Origin of the sequence: Brenneria roseae subsp. americana (assembly GCF_003115815.1) — a bacterium.
GTDB lineage: Bacteria > Pseudomonadota > Gammaproteobacteria > Enterobacterales > Enterobacteriaceae > Brenneria > Brenneria roseae.
Window position 1 is genome coordinate 1 of the sequence record NZ_QDKJ01000015.1, and the last position, 19,660, is coordinate 19,660.

A 19,660-nucleotide genomic window follows, 5' to 3' on the forward strand; every position below is an offset into this window, starting at 1 on the left:
TAATAAAAGTAAATACTTTTTCATCGTCTTATCCTTTATGTGTAGGGTTGGATCAAGTACGTCATTACGCTAAAAAAGACATTCTCTGATAAATAATGTTTTTACGGTTCCAGGTATAGGTAATATGAATGTTTTCCCGCTCGGCAATAATGGCAGGGTAGGAAAACTCGCCGTTTTCACTTTCTAAATCACTGTGTTTTTCCCAGGTGAGGCCGTTATCTGTCGAATAAGCCACCGATAAGGGGTAGCGCCGGTTCCAGTTACCCGGTATCGGGTTATAGACCAGCACCAGCTTTCCTTCGCCTAAATGCACAACATCAATGCCGCTGTTATTATTCGGTAATTCAGTAGGATAAGCGTCCGTCCAACTTTGACCGAAATCCATTGAGTCACTACGGTAGATGCGGCCACGCGTACTGCGCATCAGAAGATGAATCCGTCCGGGGGACGATTCCCACGCGGTTGGCTGAATCACACCATCCCACTGGAACACGCGGGATAAATCATTTTCCCATAGCGCGTCCTGTTGTAAACCTTGCCACAGCTGGTCTTGAGTACCGTCTGTTGGCGCCTGATGCACCAGAGGTATGGCGACGGACCGCCAATGCTTCCCGTCGTCCGTGATATCAACGAAAGCGTCCCAGTAACGATCGTCTTCGACAGAGGACGGCGCCAGCCATTGACCATTGGACATCACCAGCAATTTGTTTTTCACCGGGCCGCGAGGCCGGAGATCGCCATCAACCAGCGGTTGCGGAGATGACCAGCTTGCGCCGTCGTCGTCAGAGGTCACAACCCGGGTCGTCCAGTGGTGTACATCAGGGCCGACCTTATAGAACAACCAGATGCGGCCATCCTGCCGGTGTAGTACCGGGTTCCAGTGTGCCAGATTGTCCTGTGCGACGACACGCTGGGGAGCGGACCACCCCTCCCGTTGACGTCGCGACATCCAGATGGCCGTATCACCGCTTCCCTCTTTGTGCCCGGCAAACCAGGCGGCCAGTAGTTGGCTATCCGGTAACGCAATCAGCGTGGATGCATGGCAGTTACCGAAATAGCGATGATCGACCGGCATCAGATTTTCTCGTCGTTCACTTGTTAATCTCATGCGTTTAACCCGTTATGACAGCGTTAGATTCTGCTGGAGCGATTCCCCAAGGCGCATCATGCTGTTTATGGCCTCAGGGAAAAAACCAGCGCTATAGGCGGCGCTATTGCGCACCCGGCAAACATGCGTCGTGAAATTACCGTACTGTTGCTGAAAGAATTTCGCGCAGGCCGGATAATCCAAATGTTCGACTAATGCTGCGGTCGACAGATAATCGGATAACGACTGTGCTTTTTGTGGCTGGCTGCGCCAGTTTTCGTATAGCCACACATATAGCTGCGGATGGAAGTTTGCCATGACGCCGCTGTAGGCCTGGCATCCGGCCTGGAACGATGCCAGCAGCGTCTGGCTGTTGGCGTTGGCCAAATGCAAGCGGCTGCCTTGTGCGAGTTGCAACCGGCGTTGAATGGTCGGCAAGTCGCAGCAGGTGTCTTTGATAAAGGTGTAGCGTTGGCTTGCGGCACACCAGGCGACGATTTCATCAGACAGCAGGCGCTTATACGGATAAGGGCATTCATAGATGCCCAAATCAACTCGTGCCGGCAACTGCGCGGTAAGCTGCTGTAGCGATAGCAGAGCCTGTTGATCCGACTCGCCGGCCAGAGCAAGACGGTTGCTGATCAGAATCAATCCATCAACCCCGGTTTCAGCCATGGCGTTGAGCTGTTCGACCTGTTGGCTCACGCCACACGCGGTATGCCCTGACGCGACCACCGGCACTCTTCCGTCCACCTGCCGGACGATAAAGCTAACCAGTTCCTGTGTTTCCTTATCGCTGAGGAAAAACATTTCACTGGACTGACATGCGGCGAATAGCCCATGCACGCCAGATGCCAGGTACCATTCCACCAGACGTTCGAGCGAGTCGTAATCGATTTCCCGTTGCGCATTAAAAGGGGTCAGCATCACCGGCCAGACGCCCACGTACTTTTGCTGTTCATTTAGCGAGTGTTCATGTGGACTGGACATTATTCTGCCTCGATGAGTGTAGTGTAAGCATCACCGGCCAGACGGACCCGGATGTTCTGTGTCAGTGCCTGTGCGACAAAGGCTTTGAGTACTTCGGGCAACGCGGCTTCTGCGACGTAGGCGATGGTCAGGTGATTACTCTGATGCCCTGCCATCAAATCGTCACGGGTGACGCCATCCAGCACGGCGTTCAGCAGCGGCCATTCATAATTTGTCGCGCGGCGCCGACGTTCAAATTCCGCTTCCGGCAGTTCGACGCCGGTTCCCGTACCGATATGCATAATGACTTGCGTACCTTCGTAATGCGCCCGCGCCCAGATAAAGCGTCCTGCTTTCCCTTGACCGGCAATGGTTGAACCGCCATAAGGGAAAAACATCGCAGGTTGACGATATCCGGTGGCGCCGGCAATGCCGTTTTTCAGATGGGCAAATGGCACCGCGCCGGAAATTTCCAAATCCCAATAGAAGGTTCCCTGGTATTCACTACCCCAGCGAATATCATGCAACGTGGTTTCGGCCGGCTGTCCCAGCGCCTGTAATAACTGGCACAGCATAACCTGCGGGATGGCGCTGCCCATATCGACTTCGTTAATACAAGGAATTGCGCGATCAGGCCAGATAATCTCGCCATTTTCATCGGGAATGGGGAAGCGCTCCGCATTTCCGATCGCGCCTTCGGCAAAATCAGAGGCGGCGCAGCAATCTTTTAATCCCTGCTGGTATTGAACGCCGACAGCGCTTAAGCCAAAACGTTTCACAAAACGCGCCATCGCGATCATCATGGCGCATTGTTCCAGCACTTGTTCCCGGGTTAAATGCTGACGACCGTCATCACCAAACTGGAATTGCATGCCTCGTTGTTCGTACCATTGCAGGCACGCTTCTCGTAACGAAAGGGGGACTTTTGCCATCTCAACCAGCAGAGCCGATTGCGACAGCGACTCAATCGGGATTCCCGTATTGATCATGGCCTGCTGCGGAAAGACACCATTAATCATCCCCATACAAAAGGTATCAAACAGTCCGACAATGGCTTTATGTTGCAAAATATACTGACCGACCTGTCTGCCGATTTTCCCGGCATCGCTGGACATCACTTCATGCGTCGGCGGGATATCGCGCAGATAGTGGGTTTTATGATTTAAGGCGCCATCGCGCAGCCACGTATTCAAACCCTGTAAAAAAGGCTCATCTTCAAAGCTCTCGGACCACAAGCGGGAAAACGGACGACCCAGGCTGGTCAGACAGCCCGCCATGCACAGCATGCCGACCAAACCCGGCCAGGTTCCATCGAAATTGGCCAGTAACAGGATGGGGCCGCGATGGTGCACCAGTGATGGCGCAATATGGTGGGAATACTGCCAGGCGGTCAGCAGAACAATCACCGGCGCATCGGGATGAATCGCCGCAAATAAATCACTGCCTTCTTTCTGGCTGCTGATAAAACCATGTCCGCGTTGCTTATCAATGGCATGGGCCCGTTTCATCTGGTATCCGAGTTTTGCCAGCGCAGTCTGTAAGCGGGTTTCAAATTGCTGTTGCGTGGGCCAACAGGTGATATTTGCCGGTTCGCGTAAATCCGCGTTAGTGACCAGCAGAACTTCGTTCTGGGCGGTCGTAATCGGTGCCGGAGACGGCGGAAGCGTCAGTTTCAGCATGTTTTTCTCCTGGTTTGAAATGAGTGTTCATACCCTGTTTGAGGGATATCAAAATGGCGTTCGCATCTGTTGTTGCGCAAACAGGACGTCCTGATACATCTGAAGATAGACGCGGTATTTTGCGTCGTGGAAATTTCGTTGTGTCTTATCTGCTTTTATGATTTTTCCCTGGTGTACCAATGCGGCTGCGGCCTCAGGCAATGACTCATATTTGCCGCAGGCGACGGCCCCGAGTAACGCGGCGCCTAAGGTTACGGCGTCGTCCTCGCTGACCTGATGAATGTCACAGCCGGTAATGTCGGCGTACTCGCGCAGCCATAAAGGATTTTTGGTGGCGCCGCCGCATAGCACCAGTCGGTTAATGTGATGGCCTGCTTCACTGAGGCTATCGATAATGTGACGGGTACCATAGGCGATTGCCTGAAGCGTGGCGAGATAAAGCCGGGCGAGCGAGTCGGGGCCTTGTTCCAATGTCAGGCCGAAAACCGCGCCGCGTGCGTGGGGGTTGGCCCGCGGCGAACGATTGCCATGATGATCGGCCAGTACATGTAAATGCTGTGTGGGATAGGGCTCCCGCTGTTCAAGCGAATCAACCCATTGATTCAGCAGCGCATAAGGGCTGCACTGTTGTTTCTCGGATTCCTGCTGCAAGAGCAGCCAGCAGCTATGCTGACGCAATGTCCAGTCAACCAGCGCGCCCGCCGCACTTTGCCCGCCTTCGTTCAGCCACCATTGCGGCAACATGGCGCTCCAGTAGGGGCCCCATACTCCCGGCACCATGACGGGATCACGGCTCACCAGCATATGGCAGTTGGACGTTCCGCTAATCAGCGCCAGACTACCCTGTGGCTGCTGGCCGATCAGCGCTAATCCGCCCGCGTGGGCATCGATAATGCCGCTGGCAACCACGACCTGTGACGTCAGCCCGCACTGACGGGCAACCTGCGCCTGAAGGTGGCCGGCTTTTTCACCGAGGTTGAGAATGCGGGTAGGAATTTTAGCGGGGAGATCGGCCAGATCAATCGCGTTGAGCAGAGGGGTACTGAAGCGGTTCTCGTGTGCCAGATAGTTCCATTTGCATGTCAGCGTACACACGCTGGCCACATCGGCTCCCGTCGCTTTCCACACCAGATAATCAGCCAGATCGAATAAGCGCCATGCCTGTTGATAACGTTCCGGAAAGTGCCGCTTAAGCCACATGATTTTTGGCAGTTCCATCTCAATGCTGACCTCGCCGCCGACATAGCGCAGCGCGTCATCGCCGGTCGCATTGATCGCGGCGGTTTCGGCATCTGCCCGATGATCCATCCACATGATGATGTCGTGTTCAGCTTCACCTTGTTCTGAAACCGAGATGGCATCGCCGTTCTGGCCGACGACCACCAGTGAACAGGTCGCGTCAAACCCGATGGACCGAATTTGCTCCGGCGCGACGCCGGATAACGTCACGGCTTCTTTTATCGTGTTACAGACGGCCTGCCAGATTTCGACGGACGATTGTTCCACCACATTGACTCGCGGATGGAACTGGTTTATCGGGCGTACCGCAAAGGCAAGACGCTGGCCATTGTGGTCAAAAACACCGGATCTGACACTGGCCGAACCAACATCTACGCCAATAAAACAATCATCTCTCATCGCTTTATCTCTTTTGCTAACTCGAGTTAGCAATCTATTTTAAGCAAGGGAAAGAGACAATGGGTTTAGGTTGGATTTGTGAACTGGATCGATGTTCAAAAAACAATCAATTGAAATAACAAAGATTTAACATTGTCTGTTCTGAGTGCAGGGAACGGGCGTCAGGGGGAGTGGGATCGTCAGCTCATTTTACGCAGTAGCCGGTCTGTAACTTAACGTCAATCGGATACCTGTCGTTTATGTGACAGAAACTTCATTCTGGTAAAAATCCAATACTTTCATCATAGCCACAAATGAAATCTTGACGGCTGTCGCAAAAAAAAAGTGGAAATGTGATTTAATGAAATTATGTTTTATTATTAAAGGTATAATGTTTCTTTTTATTGCATTTTGCAATTAAAAAAGTGAGGTTGGATGAAGAGAATTTATTAATAATCAGTCTGAAAAATAAAAACAGCATTGCTGGCTTTGTGGCTTTTTTACCACGGGTATGTTAATGCCGATTTAAATTAGGCTATTGGATTGATTTTTTCATCAGGAAGTCGTTGGAATATTTATGTAAAAATATGCGGTTGGCTATCGCAGGGCTTTTGTTGGGCTTTTTTTGATTTACATATTAATAATTAAGCACTTGGGGAATGGAATGTTTACAGCAGTAATGGGCTCGGCCGGATTACGCACCCGTGCGGTATTTTTGCCTTTTCAGGACTATGGTTATTGGCTGAATAAGATAGTGACGCGAAGATAAAAGACGCGACCCTTTTATTGACAGGGAAAAGACATGCTTTTTTACCTTGGTTCTATATGAATAAGTAATATTTATAAATATATAGCGCTAATTAAAATGCTATCGGCGGTCAAAGCCAATGACCGGATAAATCATTTTTTTACGTGTAAGATTAAAGAATAAAGGAAATGATTATATGACTTATTTTTTACCTCGCTCCAGAATGACGCTTGGTGCTGCACTGGTATTAAGTGGTTTATTGGCAGGATGCACGGATAGCGATGCTACTCAGGATACGACGGTAGACCGTTCGGCCGCGCCGCAAAATGTGAAGATTCCCTCTCTGGCGTATGATGATAGCAGCGTGGTGCTGGCCTGGGAAAAACCGGCCCAGGCACCATCCAGTATCAAGGATTATCATGTCTACATGAATGGGCAATTGCTGGGTGGAACGATCGATAACCAGAATATCCATTCACCGGCAAAGCCTTATATCGATAATTTTTATCGTGCCATCGACACGGCGGGGTGGCATACCCGCGTCAGTTTCCATAACTTTAAGGTAACGGGGCTATCGCCGGACACTGAATACCGGTTTACCGTGCGTACGGTTTATGATGATGGTACAGAATCGGTCGATAGCGAAACCATCGTGCAGAAAACCACCGCCGTGCCTCAGACGCTGAATGTGACCAATTACGGAGCCAAAGGCGACGGCGTCACTAACGATACGCTGGCGATTCAGAAAGCGATTGATGACTGTACGATAGCGACTTACCCGCAGGGATGTAAGGTGGTGGTCGAAGGCGGCGAGTTTAAGACTGGCGCGTTATTTCTGCACAGCAATATGACTTTTGAAGTGGCTGAAGGCGCGACGCTGCGCGGTTCGGAAAACGGCGATGATTATCCGCTGGCGCGCGGTTATTACCTCTATCCCTACACCAATCCACCGTTGCCAAAACGTCCGCCTTCACTGATTAACGTTTTAGACGTTAATGATCAAGGCAGTACGCACGCGGGTACGTTTGAAAATATCCGTATCGTCGGCAAAGGCTTCATTGATGGTAATGGCTGGACGAGCGGAGTCAAAGCCGGTGGTGCGGCAACCATTACGGATGAACTGGGTAAAACGTTGCCGCAGTACCGGGCAAGCAAAGCGGCCAACGTATCCAGCGACGGGATTCTGGCCAAAGATCAAGCCGAAAAAGCAGTAGCGGAAGGGATGTCGCATGATGAAGCCTACAAGAATCGTCGCTCCAGCCTGATGACGCTACGCGGTGTCAGCAATCTGTATCTGGAAGGGCTGACAATCCTGAATCCGGCTTACCACGGTGTGATGGTGCTGGAATCTGAAAATGTGGCCATCAATGCATTGGTGCATACCACATATGATGCGAACAATGGGGATGGCATCGAGTTTGGTAACAGTCAAAACGTGATGGTATTCAATAACTTTTTTGATACCGGAGATGACTGCGTTAACTTCGCGGCAGGCTATGGCGCGGAAGTGGCGACTCTGCAACAGAAAACGCAAAGCGGAGCGTGGATCTTCAATAACTACTTCCGTAAAGGTCACGGCGCGGTGGTGACCGGTAGTCATACCGGCGCCTGGATTGAAAAGATCGTTGCTGAAAATAATGTCATGAATCTGACCGATATCGGATTGCGCATGAAAAGTCGTCCATACTATGGCGGAGGCGCGCGTGACGTGGTGTTCCGCAATAATGCAATGCGTAATATGGTCAACGAGCCGTTTGTGTTTACCATTAAATATCAAGCCGATGTGAACGATACCCAGCCTGCGGCTGAACCGGCTCAGTTTCGTGATGTGAAAGTTTCTGACGTCACCATTGATGGTACCGCGAGTAAAAACAGCATTCTGGTCGATGGGATGACTATTGCTGAAATGGCGGATTCATACGGGTTTGCTTTTGGACGTGATGCTTATCACCAGGGCTTTCATTTTGAAAATGTAAAATTCAAAAACACCAAAGCCACGGATATCACCTTCCTGAAAGACAGCGAGTTCAACAATGTGATTTTTGAAAATGTCGCTGCGGCCTGGAAGTTTGGTCATATCGACAATATCAAACTGGAAGATCGGGTTAATAGCGATGCTTCCCTGACGACGACGGGGGATGACACCATCACCCGCGAGGCGGCAACGGAATAAGGATGCCCCCACGGCGAAAGCCGTGGGGGGTATGATAGATAATAAACGATGCCGCAATTGCAATCATGGTCGCGTAAAGCACTCTCATTAAACACATCGGTATTAAAATTGCGCAGCGATTCGCAATAACCCACGCTCCTCTGTCTGACCCATTGGCGTATCACGCCGGCTATGAAAGGATGTACAGGGCTCAGGCGGGATATCATTTACTCAATGTGATTATATCCAATAGCTTTCCGGGCGCAGAAAGGCGGCAACCGGGTAACGCGCCTGCCGCTTGAAAGAGGATGGATACTCTATTTACCGGGATGGGATTGGCATGGAAGGGGTACTGGCATTTGCTGAGGGATTTCCCGAATGGTGGTTGGGGGCGTTAGCCCTGGCTGGACTGATTGTGGGCAGCTTCCTGAATGTGGTGATTTACCGATTACCTATCATGCTGGAACGTTGCTGGCAGCGTGATGCACGCGCCCAACTCGGTTTGCCGCCGTCCGTTGATGAACCTCGTTATGATCTCTGGTGGCCGCCCTCTGGCTGCCCACACTGCCAGTGCGCCATCGCGATGAAAGACAATATACCGTTACTCAGTTGGTTATTGCTGCGTGGGCGTTCCCGATGCTGCCTGCGGCCTGTTTCCGCACAATATCCTCTGATTGAAGCGCTCACCATGTTGCTCTTTATGGCCGCAGGGCTATTCTGGCAACCGGGCATGGCGCTGGGAGGCGCGTTGATCCTGCTCTCGTTCCTGTTAGTGCTGACGGTGATGGATATGAAAACATGGCTATTGCCAGACGTGCTGACGCTGCCTTTACTCTGGCTAGGTTTGCTTTTTAACCTGTCAGGGACGTTTGTTTCATTGGATGATGCGGTGGTTGGCGCGATTGCGGGTTACGCGTCTCTCTGGTTACTGTACTGGGGATTTAAGCTGCTCCGTGGCAAAGAAGCGCTGGGATATGGCGATTTCAAACTACTGGCGGCGCTGGGAGGTTGGCTGGGCTGGCGTGCTTTACCTAATCTGATGCTCATCGCCGCGCTGGGCGGGTTGATTTTCACGATAGTATGGCGCTGGGCGCGACGGGAAAATGCCGATCAACCTTTGGCATTCGGTCCCTGGCTTGCTGTTGGCGGAGGAATCGGCATGGTGCTTAATGGAATCGGCAGCTCTTGAGGTTATACCCTAACCCTTCGATAACAACGTCCTATAGCAATGCGCAATTCATAGTAAACCGCATCGGGTGAACGCACGCCATAAAAATAGGCTGAGGGTGTTAACACCATCAGCCTGCTTTACGCTTGCTATTTTGTACATCTCTGTTTTGCGCCCTTCAGTAAACTTGCTTCTGTCAGGCAAATGACTGGTTATTCCACCATCAGCATAAAAGTACTCACCCAAACGACCAGACAGAATGAGATACCCATAAAGAAATACTTCACCGATATATTCTCCAGCAGAAACCACGCCAGCAACGATCCCGATTGTGCGTTTTATTATGGAAGGGAAAGTATTCCGTTTGCTATCGCGCAGCGGAAAACCATTCCCCGTTGTCATCACCAGGGGTCACACCAGTTATGACGGGATCGGCGCTCAATCTACGCTGAGTGAGGGGCATAATTCAAGAGGGTTCAGACACTATATTTGCAGAAATAGCATTAAAAAGCGTTCAGTGCCGACAGCTGCTAAATGGTGAAAAGGGGTGTACGATAAAAACTGTGATTGATGAGGAGGTTGCGGCTTTTTTCAGCACGTTGTTCTGTGACGATTTTCAGTAGGGAGCGGTATGGAATCAACAGATATTTTCGGGAAATTGTGTTTGCTGCTGGACCAGCAGCAGGCTCGTTATCGCGTGGTGAGTCACGCCAGCGCCGGTCGCTCTGAAGAGGTGGCGCAACAGCGCGGGACACAGCTAGGACAGGGCGCTAAAGCACTGGTGTGTCATGTGAAAGGGAACGGGATACGTCAGCATGTTTTGGCCGTTTTACCCGCCGACCAGCAGGCTGATTTATCGCGTTTGGCCCAGGGGATCGGGGGAACGCGTGCTTCGTTGGCCAGCCCAAAAGAAGTGGACGATTTAACGCACTGCGTTTTTGGCGCTATTCCGCCGTTTAGCTTTCATCCCGACCTGTTACTGGTTGCCGATCCGCTGTTATTTGTCCGGTTTGATGAGCTCGCATTCAATGCCGGAACGCTTGAGCGTTCTGTCATTCTTGATACGCAGGATTACCGGCGTATTGCCCAACCTCAACTCCTGCCTTTTCTGAAGCTGCCCGCGGCAGGTAAGCATAATCCTGCATTCTTATAAGCCCGGTACATTCATGTATCAGGTAAATCGGGCAATCGAGACCATCTCTGTTATTATTGCCGCAAATTACGCGCCATCTTTGGATTGGCGCAGCCTTTTGTCGTGTTACCGTTGGTAATAAGAGTAATTATTGTGAGTACAACCTCTTTTTCTTCCCTTGCTCTGCCTGCCGGGCAGTTATCTAATCTCAATGAACTGGGCTATGCGGCAATGACCCCCGTTCAGGCCGCTACATTACCGGCCATCTTGCGTGGTGCCGATGTACGCGCCAAGGCGAAAACCGGCAGTGGTAAAACGGCTGCTTTCGGTATTGGTCTACTCAATCAGATTGTTGTCGAGGAGTTTGTCACTCAGGCGCTGGTGCTGTGTCCGACGCGTGAACTGGCCGATCAAGTCAGCAAGGAACTGCGTCGCCTGGCGCGTTTTGCGCAGAATATCAAGATCCTTACGCTGTGTGGCGGACAGCCTATGGGGCACCAGCTGGATTCGCTGGTTCACGCGCCGCACATCGTGGTGGGGACGCCGGGGCGAATTCAGGATCATTTGCGCAAACAGTCTCTGTCGCTTGATGCGTTGAAAGTGCTGGTGCTGGATGAAGCCGACCGCATGCTGGATATGGGATTTACTGACGCGATTGATGATGTGATCGGTTATACGCCTGCGGATCGTCAGACACTCTTGTTTTCTGCCACCTATCCGAATGAGATAGAGCAGATCAGCGCCCGCGTTCAACGTCAACCATTAAACGTCGACGTGGCTGATGAGAATACCGAACCGGCAATCGAACAGCGCTTTTATGAAACCACGAAAGAGCAGCGTTTACCGTTGTTAATGGCTGTGCTGAGTCACTACCAGCCGGCCTCCTGTGTGGTGTTCTGTAATACGAAGCGTGATTGTCAGAGCGTATTTGACGCATTGGATTTACGGGGTATCAGCGTGTTGGCGCTGCATGGCGATCTGGAACAGCGCGAGCGCGATCAGGTGTTGGTGCGTTTTTCCAATCGCAGTTGCCGTGTGCTGGTTGCTACTGATGTCGCTGCCCGCGGCCTGGATATTAAAGAGCTGGAGCTGGTGGTGAATTTCGAATTGGCCTTCGATCCGGAAGTGCATGTTCACCGTATTGGCCGAACCGGGCGAGCGGGAATGCAGGGGCTGGCGGTTAGTTTATGTGTACCGCAGGAGATGAATCGTGCTCATCTGCTGGAGGATTATCTGGGGATACCCATCAAATGGGCATCAACGGCAGAAATCAGCCGCAGCGGCATAGCCGAACTGGCGCCAGAAATGATGACGCTGTGTATCGACGGCGGCCGTAAGGCCAAAATTCGCCCAGGTGATATTTTGGGGGCATTAACCGGCGAAGCGGGGTTAACCGCAGCAGAAGTCGGTAAAATCGATATGTTTCCTATGCATGCCTATGTCGCCATCCGTAAAGCCAGCGCGAAGCGGGCAATGCAACAACTTCAGCAGGGTAAAATAAAGGGAAAAAACTGTAAAGTCCGGTTGTTGAAATAACCTCGCGTCTAATATTGATCGGGATAGCATGGTCGCCGGGTAAAGCGTATGGTTATTTCAGGCGATAGCTTTTATCGTTCGAAATACGTGAGTTACAGTATGACGCTGAGGCGATTTTGCTCAGGAGCTGAAAGGCCGGCTGAGTACGGGATGTTTTTTTGATCCTGAAAGATGAAGGATGTAGACGGGAGCGGTGAGCGGATGCAGACAACAGAAGTAGACCGGCGGTTGGCGGAGGCAGGGCGGCAGTTGGCCATGATACTGGTTCCCGGATTACGTGACAGCGATGAGGAGCATTGGCAGAGCCATTGGGAAAAACGCTTTCCTGACTGGCAACGTATACGCCAGCGGGAGTGGTATCAGGCGGATTTGGATCGTTGGGTATTGGCAATTCGCCGGGAACTGGCGAATTGCATGCGTCCAGCGGTGTTGATCGGTCATAGCTTTGGCGCACTGGCTTCCTGTTATGTGGTACAGCAGGGAATGGAAGGCATTGCGGGAGTGATGATGGTGGCCCCGGCAGAGCCTATGCGTTTTGAAATTGAAGAGCGGATACAGGCCACACGTCTATCTGTCCCCAGCCTGACGTTTGCCAGCCATAACGATCCACTCATGACGTTCTCTCGTGCACAGCGCTGGTCTGACGAATGGGGGAGTGAGCTGGTGGATGTCGGGGAAGCGGGGCACATCAACGCAGAGGCTGGTTTTGGCCGCTGGGAATACGGACTTAATCGACTGGCGACCTTTACTGAGACAATCATTATTTCTCATCAATGATCCGATCTGTCTTTTCATCAGTCAACGATTCACGGTGCAATATTTTTTAATTACCTATCAGCATATTAAACGATACGCCTGTCATCTTGAACGTCGCGGATTGCACCCGAATCACTGAGTTAAATAAACTCATCGGAATTCTTTTGTTGACGGATTTCCTGCAATTTGAAATCTATTGCGCGTACATACGATTTTTTAATGAAAGATAATCCGTTATTTTAATGTTTAAAGCAGTTCTTTATTATTGCCGTTATCTGCCGTGCAGCATTTCCTGAATCTGCTGATAGACCTCGGCGGCAGACATATTGCTGTATGATACGGAGCTTTCGAAGGTTAATAACTCCTGCGCTGTCCCCGATCCTTGCAGAAAGTTCAATAAGGCGAGGTCTTCCTGCGTTATCCGTTTCCCAGTAAAGGCATCAAACATTTCCGATTGTCCGTCAGGATATTTAACAAGGGAAACCAGTTTCCCATTGTACAGGGGAATCCCCGTCATCGTAAGCGTATATTCGGCGGAGGGCTTTGGCTGCTCTTCCTTTTTTTCGTCCGCTTTTTTCTCTGCATTATCGCTATCGGCTACGCGTTTTTTGTCGGATGACAACGTGACTTTTGTGTCACTGTCCGATGCCATTGAGTTTGAGTGCGATGAGTCGGAATTTGTCGTTGATGTGTCGGTTTTATTGCCCGTACCGATGGGGGGAACGGCGTCTGCATTGGTGGCAACACCCGCCGTAGGCAGATTGAGTTGGAGATTTACATTCAGGGGCTGAATATCTGGAATAACCACAATATAACTCCTTCTTATATCTATTTAATGCCGGCAGTTTTCATACCAGTGCGTCACTTCAATGTGTCAAATCCAAATGATTGATATATAATCATTATTAGTGACCGGATCGCTTATTCTAACTGACGGCAGAATAGGTCCCTGCAGCAATCACAGCCCATTCTCCAGTCTCATGACATCAATGACACGGCCCAGCAAAGACGTAATTTATGACAAGAGGAATAGCGTTATAAAAACACGTTATCGTAAAGTAAATCGGCTAAAAATTTTTTTTCATTAATATCCAAAGTGCATAATTTTAGGTTTTTTTTTACTAAAAATGCATTAAGACCTGGTGTGTCGATTGAGAGTTACGTTTTCCGCAACACAAAACATAATCATATCTAATGTTTTTTTTGACTCGACACCGTTGTAGTATCGATAATATAGCGTGAAATCAGATGAAATCCTTTTTCAGTATAGTATTATTTATTACGTTTTATTATGATTTGCTCTTCCTCTCTACAAAACCATAACGGAAAAGGCTACACTGCCGTTCTGTCTTCTAGCTATATTGAGTATCTATAACGTCATGAGCAGTATCAAATTGACGGTTAACCATTTATATCGGCAATCTGGCGATCAACGGACTGCGTCGTTGGCCACGGCCAGAATTTTTGTCGGAGAGACGCTGGTCGCCACGGAAGAGATTACGGGTATGACGGAAAGCCCGGTCAGTAAATACCTGCATCACTCACTTCCGGAAGGACAGCCTGTAAGAGTTGAATGGGATTCTGAAGGCGTCACCGCCATGGAAGTTTCTGAGGTGCATGTCTGCCCCTGCTGTCAACAATGTTCGAACGATGGGCTGATTTAAAAAATATTTTTAGATTGATGAACCTATAAAGGTAATTATCAGGTTACCGTAGAGTGAACTCTATAAATTATATTTCAATGAAAAAGTTATGATCAGAATACGATTGGCAAAAATAGATGAACTGGATAAATTATCCGAGATTGAAAAATCTGCGGATCAAGTGTTCAGAGAAATTTCTGAGCTGGCATGGATAGCAAATGATCCAGAGCAATATATTGAACGCTATCGTGAGTCAATATTACTTGGCTTTTGCTGGGTTATTGTTGATGATGACACGCCAATAGGATTTTTAAGTGCGGAAATAATCGAAAACGAACTGCATATATGGCAATTGGCGGTTCGTTATGAAAGGCAAGGGGAAGGTCATGGCAGCGCATTGATTAAAAAGGCTATTGAAATGGCTTATAAACATGTTCTTTCTGCTATTACGTTGACTACATTTAGCAATGTGCCTTGGAATGCCCCGTTTTATGCACGTATGGGGTTTAATCTTCTTGATAAAAACGCTATCAGTGAACGACTGAGAAAAACGATGATGTCTGAGGCTGAACATGGATTACCATTGGAGTGGCGCTGTGCCATGCGTTTGGAAATAGATAAAATAACAAGATAATTCTTCTATTCTACGCTGATTATCATCAGAAATATTCAGGAAAACATATTTTTTATATAATCCTGAATCATGGAAATTACAAAATATTTAAATTTTAATGAATTTATCTTATCGTCAACTTGGGGTTATTAATTGAAGGCTCGTTAAAATTATCCCGTCAAATAGATACCTGAACAGAGACTGACATGTTTCTGACACAGAGGTATGCCATATTAAGATCGCTGTGTTTTCTCATACGCTAGCCGTAATCAGCGGGTGCCATTCCGGATCAGTCGAGGGGAGGTATGATATGAGCAGTGTCAATAATGTCGTTATAGTGCATGGGTTTTTATCAACGCCTCGCCATCACTGGTTTCAATGGCTACGGCAGCAGTGTGAAGACGTCAATATCCGCGTTTTTATCCCCAAAATGCCAATGCCCCGAGCGCCTGAGCCTGATAGGTGGCTGGAACAATTGAGTAATACGATTTCACCTCCCGATGAAAAAACATGGTTTATTGGACATAGCCTGGGTTGTATTACCGTTTTGCGTTACTTGTCCTCTCTGCATGAGCAGTTTGCTGTCGGCGGCGTAATATTAGTTTCCGGTTTTTCAGATCAGGTCGAAAAGTATCCTGAACTTAACCCTTTCACCGAAGAAAGCATTGATTTCGATCTGTTACGTAAAATAATAAAACATAGAATTACGATTTTATCGTCTGACGATCAGGTGGTTGCCCCTCATCATACGATGAAACTGTGTCAACAACTGGATGCGGAATTATATCGTTTTACAGGGTGTGGACACTTCTCTGACGATGATGGTTTTCATCAGTTTCCTGCATTAAATAACATACTTCGTGATTATTTGAAATAATAGGTTTTAATCATGACAACAATATGAAAATAAAAGGATTTAAATACGATCGCCATGCCTAAAAAAACTACGGCATGGCGTTTTCTGGACGTTCGGTTTTATTGCTTCTGCAAGCAGAGCATCAGGCTCCAGCGTGACGCTATTTCATACTGTAGATACTTCAGGAAATGATTATACATTTTCCGTTGGAGCATCGAGTGATAACCTCGTTAAGATAAGTTATTCTTGCGTAGTGGGTAATTAGAAATTGAAAACGGAAAATAATGACTCTGTAAAAATATATAGGATGGATTTTGGTTATAACTGAGAGAAAACCGGAGTAAACAGCTTGGTTGAAATTTTAAATTAGTAATTTTCCAAATTACAAAGAAAAGTCGGTGTTGTTGCTTCCATTATTATAACACCATTAGAAATTTTACTGATTTGTGTAAGTTCTGTTTTAGTGTATGAAATAACATGTTCAGGTGCGTCGTCATTTATATTTCTATATAATGATGAGTTTGTTATTAATAACTTCCCATCATGCAATGTATAGTTGAATTTTAAATATCTAGCAATCTTTTTTTTATTGTCCTGGCTGTCTGTATAATAACCATCGAATGAGACTATTCCTTCACCATTTTTATTGAAAAACATTCTTAATTTAAATTGTGTAATGGATTTGTTAGGCGCTTTATCGTTTTCAATAGTAATATTTGTGGCGCATGTAAGATCTGGTTTCTGATTTTTTCCGAAATAAAATATAGAGGAAAAAACTATAAATATAAGTATTGCTATGATTAAATATTTAGTATATGTATGTGTAATTTTCACAGTCAGTAACTCCTTTTTTACAAGTGGATATTAATATGATTTTAGTGAAATCATTATTTTCATTAGGACTTTGTATTTCCTTAAAAAATAGGGTGCTATCAGGATTACAAAGTTTTGTGATGCGCTCATTCTTCTCTATATTAACGCCATCAGTTAATAAATCACACCCATCCAACGAGTAATTTTTTTTATAGTCATATCTAGGAATGGATTCTTTAGAATAAAATAGAAGCAATAAAAAAGATGCGACTAAAGCTAAGGAGCCTACTATTATTTTTTTTGACGACTTTGGTCTATCATTAATGATTTCATTTTCTTCAGATGATATTTGTGCCAGGAATTTTATTCCTACTTTAGGGATAACTTGAATGCTTTCATCCAAGGAAAAAGGTCTTAGCGCCTTTCTTAATATAGACAAATAATTGTTCAAGTTATTTATTGATGGTGAAAATCCATTTGGTTCCATGCACTCAGATAATATTTTTTCTTTCGAGAGAACTGTGTTGTTATTTTTTATAAGATAGATTAAAAGGTTGCTTACAGGAGGAGATAGAATATTCTCACTTGAGGGAATATCAACAAAACAAATTGTTCTGTTGATAGACGAAAACACAACGGTTTGATTTATAAAATATTTTTCAGCCATAAAATACCTCTAGAAACGCATTCTTATTATAGCCATAGCGTGGAGATTTTCAAGATATTTTTGTATCACATATGACGCATCAAAATGAATTATTAGGAAGGGAATTTTTATTTATAATTAATAATTGCCAATCTCAATAAAGTTGATTATCTCTTGAGTATACATTAATGAAATTCACCAAGTGTGGGGCTAAGTATTCTATCCTATGGATAGTGTCTCAATGAGGTAGTAAAATGGCATAATAGTCCTTTTTGCGATTCAGCTTATTATGAAAAACATTCATAAATTAACTCACATCTGTTTTTTGATAGTTTTGATACAGAGTATCGAGCCTTTCCCATAACACAAAAGATAGGATCTCTTTTGGCGTGACAGAAAATAAATAACAAGGAATTGAGTGAGAGGATAATGACAAGGAAATGATAATATACGAACATAAGTGAAAATTTCAGGAAGAAGCTCTGTATATAACAAACATTGAACTTTGGCATTGCGACAGTCTTAAAGACCGCACAAAATAAGTTCAGCCGAAACGGATATATTCATAGTCAAAGGAGAATGACGATGCCGGGTGCTGCCCGTCTGAATGATATAGCAAGTGGTCACGACTGCTTCCCGGAAACACCGATCGTTGAAGGGAGTCCTGACGTTATCATCAATGGTCAGCCTGCTGCCCGTCAGGGTGATACGGTTCTGCTTCATGGTTGCCCCTGCCCCAATGCCCCGCATGGTGTACATCCCCGAAAAATAGCAGAAGGTTCATCGACTGTTCTCATTAATGGTAAACCCGCTGCCCGCATTGGTGATGGTATCAATTGCGGGGGTGTCATTATCTCCGGCAGTGGCAACGTCATTATTGGTGATACACCCTATAAATCTCCGGTTCAGGAATGTGCTAAACAGGCGGCGTCGAACCGTTCCCCTTTGCTGGCGCTGACACCGATGCTGGCAATGGAGCCTGTGTTTGCCAAATCCTGTTTACGTAGCGCGGGCTGTACGGATGCGGGAACGGAAGAAGAGCCACAGGCTAATGTCGGAGGAATGAGTGTGTATTTCTCTGAGCCTGCTACTCATGAGGCCACACCATCAGAGCAGCAGGGTGAAGTGAAACAGCATGCGCAGGCCGCGAAAAAGAAAAATGCCTCTTCTGTAAAACCCGCTACAGCTTCTTCAGCAACATCACCACAAAACGAAACCTTACCCAAAACATCATCCGGTTTAGTCGATAAGCCTGCGTTACCTCCTCAGGAACCGTGGTATCAGACGATATTCGGCCTGTTAGTGGGTAAAGCCGACGCTGCAATGTTGCCGCCTCCGTCACAGGTCGTAATAGCAGGAACGACAGCACAAGCCGGTTCAGCGGCTGCTGCGGGGGGCGCTGTGGCTCAGGCTAATCAGGATGCGGCAAAGGTGCTGACACACCAGATGAAACGGTTATCTGGTCCGTCAGTCTGGCAAGGTCAGTTACAGAGGGCGCAAAGTTTTGTGCTGATGGGAGCATTGATTCAGCAGCATTTGAAAGGTGAAAAAGAAGACCTGCTGACACCTGAGAAATTATTGGAGGTTGCGAAAAAGCAGGGAACGGTGCCCAGCCGTGTGCGTTATCGGTGGGTGGAAGATGAGGAAACGGGTAAGCTGGAGGCTGTTGGCTATCACACCAGTATGGAAAGCGGGCGTGATCAGGTTCGCGTCCGGTTGTTGAAACATGACTTCGTCAATAATCGTTATGAATTTTGGGAGGAGGGCGCAACAGGGCCAACGATTTTATGGACGCCGGATAATCCGGGCATGGAGTTGCCAACGGATACGGCACACGGTGAACAGCCAGTTATTTCGTCAGCGGTACCTGGATTTGAAATTCCAGAGATGGATAATGTCAGCATCCTCTCAACGCCAATCCCGGACGAGAGGGATTTTCGGGATTACATTCTGGTGTTCCCGGAGAATGCGTTTCCGCCGATTTATGTTTATTTAAGCAAGTCCCAAATGGGGATGCAGGGATCGCCTAAGGATGCAAAAAATAAAATCAGAAAAGGTCAAGGGCCGAATGAGATTACGCGTATTGATGCACCTGAATCGAGCGTCCCTGGTTCACAATGGCATGCTCATGGAAAAAATGGGGGGGCTATAAATTTGGATGGCACCATTCATGATGGCGACCCGGCATTTTCAAAGAAAACATTACAGTGGCTTAAAGCGAATGGATGGCACGTAGGAGATTGAG

Annotated in this window: 17 protein-coding genes; 9 read left to right on the forward strand and 8 right to left on the reverse strand. The window is 47.7% G+C overall.

Annotation, left to right across the window (positions count from 1 at the left end; all coding sequences use genetic code 11):
* Window positions 1-64: 64 nt before the first annotated feature.
* The 4 genes from B4923_RS17035 to B4923_RS17050 are packed head-to-tail and all read right to left on the reverse strand — an operon-like array spanning window position 65 to window position 5,373.
* Entirely contained in the window at window positions 65-1,108 is a 1,044-nt protein-coding gene (locus B4923_RS17035; RefSeq protein ID WP_109055570.1) for a sialidase family protein, read from the reverse strand.
* A gap of 12 nt (window positions 1,109-1,120) precedes the next feature.
* A complete protein-coding gene (locus B4923_RS17040; RefSeq protein ID WP_109055571.1) occupies window positions 1,121-2,077 on the reverse strand; it encodes a dihydrodipicolinate synthase family protein in 957 nt (318 codons plus the stop codon).
* Window positions 2,077-3,735: a signal transduction protein gene (locus B4923_RS17045; RefSeq protein ID WP_109055572.1), complete on the reverse strand. Its 1,659-nt coding sequence runs from the start codon at window positions 3,733-3,735 to the stop codon at window positions 2,077-2,079. Before B4923_RS17045 ends, B4923_RS17040 begins: the two co-directional genes overlap by 1 nt.
* A 48-nt stretch (window positions 3,736-3,783) precedes the next feature.
* A complete protein-coding gene (locus B4923_RS17050) occupies window positions 3,784-5,373 on the reverse strand; it encodes an FGGY-family carbohydrate kinase (protein WP_109055573.1) in 1,590 nt (529 codons plus the stop codon).
* 923 nt (window positions 5,374-6,296) lie between these two features.
* Between B4923_RS17050 and B4923_RS17055 the strand changes: the two genes are divergently transcribed.
* A complete protein-coding gene (locus tag B4923_RS17055; RefSeq protein ID WP_109055574.1) occupies window positions 6,297-8,273 on the forward strand; it encodes a glycosyl hydrolase family 28 protein in 1,977 nt (658 codons plus the stop codon).
* Window positions 8,274-8,592: 319 nt separating this feature from the next.
* On the forward strand, window positions 8,593-9,441 hold the full coding sequence (locus tag B4923_RS17060; RefSeq protein ID WP_109055575.1) for a prepilin peptidase: 849 nt from the start codon (window positions 8,593-8,595) through the stop codon (window positions 9,439-9,441).
* A gap of 191 nt (window positions 9,442-9,632) precedes the next feature.
* Here B4923_RS17060 and ypdK read toward each other — a convergent pair whose 3' ends face one another.
* Window positions 9,633-9,707 (reverse strand): membrane protein YpdK, encoded by a 75-nt coding sequence (gene ypdK / locus B4923_RS17065; protein ID WP_099606229.1) that lies wholly within the window; start codon window positions 9,705-9,707, stop codon window positions 9,633-9,635.
* Window positions 9,708-10,051: 344 nt separating this feature from the next.
* Between ypdK and B4923_RS17070 the strand changes: the two genes are divergently transcribed.
* The 3 genes from B4923_RS17070 to B4923_RS17080 all read left to right on the forward strand — a co-directional run bounded on the left by B4923_RS17070 (window position 10,052) and on the right by B4923_RS17080 (window position 12,865).
* A complete protein-coding gene (locus B4923_RS17070) occupies window positions 10,052-10,573 on the forward strand; it encodes a YbaK/prolyl-tRNA synthetase associated domain-containing protein (protein ID WP_109055576.1) in 522 nt (173 codons plus the stop codon).
* Between the two features lie 132 nt (window positions 10,574-10,705).
* The gene (gene dbpA, locus B4923_RS17075; RefSeq protein WP_109055577.1) at window positions 10,706-12,088 is read left to right on the forward strand and encodes an ATP-dependent RNA helicase DbpA; all 1,383 of its coding nucleotides are present in this window, start codon (window positions 10,706-10,708) and stop codon (window positions 12,086-12,088) included.
* Window positions 12,089-12,289: 201 nt separating this feature from the next.
* Window positions 12,290-12,865, forward strand: coding sequence for an alpha/beta hydrolase (locus B4923_RS17080; RefSeq protein WP_109055578.1), 576 nt, complete (start codon window positions 12,290-12,292; stop codon window positions 12,863-12,865).
* A 250-nt stretch (window positions 12,866-13,115) separates the two neighbouring features.
* On the opposite strand, the gene B4923_RS17085 is transcribed toward B4923_RS17080, so the two are convergent.
* Window positions 13,116-13,652 (reverse strand): hypothetical protein, encoded by a 537-nt coding sequence (locus B4923_RS17085; RefSeq protein WP_109055579.1) that lies wholly within the window; start codon window positions 13,650-13,652, stop codon window positions 13,116-13,118.
* 571 nt (window positions 13,653-14,223) lie between these two features.
* Between B4923_RS17085 and B4923_RS17090 the strand changes: the two genes are divergently transcribed.
* The 3 genes from B4923_RS17090 to B4923_RS17100 all read left to right on the forward strand — a co-directional run bounded on the left by B4923_RS17090 (window position 14,224) and on the right by B4923_RS17100 (window position 15,977).
* Window positions 14,224-14,508: a hypothetical protein gene (locus B4923_RS17090; RefSeq protein ID WP_109055580.1), complete on the forward strand. Its 285-nt coding sequence runs from the start codon at window positions 14,224-14,226 to the stop codon at window positions 14,506-14,508.
* Window positions 14,509-14,596: 88 nt separating this feature from the next.
* A complete protein-coding gene (locus B4923_RS17095; RefSeq protein WP_109055581.1) occupies window positions 14,597-15,121 on the forward strand; it encodes a GNAT family N-acetyltransferase in 525 nt (174 codons plus the stop codon).
* Between the two features lie 289 nt (window positions 15,122-15,410).
* A complete protein-coding gene (locus tag B4923_RS17100; RefSeq protein ID WP_109055582.1) occupies window positions 15,411-15,977 on the forward strand; it encodes an RBBP9/YdeN family alpha/beta hydrolase in 567 nt (188 codons plus the stop codon).
* A 345-nt stretch (window positions 15,978-16,322) separates the two neighbouring features.
* On the opposite strand, the gene B4923_RS17105 is transcribed toward B4923_RS17100, so the two are convergent.
* Together B4923_RS17105 and B4923_RS17110 are read right to left on the reverse strand one after the other, a co-directional pair.
* Window positions 16,323-16,790, reverse strand: coding sequence for a hypothetical protein (locus B4923_RS17105; RefSeq protein ID WP_109055583.1), 468 nt, complete (start codon window positions 16,788-16,790; stop codon window positions 16,323-16,325).
* On the reverse strand, window positions 16,765-17,436 hold the full coding sequence (locus B4923_RS17110; RefSeq protein ID WP_109055584.1) for a winged helix-turn-helix domain-containing protein: 672 nt from the start codon (window positions 17,434-17,436) through the stop codon (window positions 16,765-16,767). The genes B4923_RS17105 and B4923_RS17110 overlap by 26 nt, the downstream gene beginning before the upstream one ends.
* Before the next feature lie 564 nt (window positions 17,437-18,000).
* Between B4923_RS17110 and B4923_RS17115 the strand changes: the two genes are divergently transcribed.
* A complete protein-coding gene (locus B4923_RS17115; RefSeq protein ID WP_245929654.1) occupies window positions 18,001-19,659 on the forward strand; it encodes a type VI secretion system PAAR protein in 1,659 nt (552 codons plus the stop codon).
* The last annotated feature ends 1 nt before the right edge of the window (window position 19,660 follow it).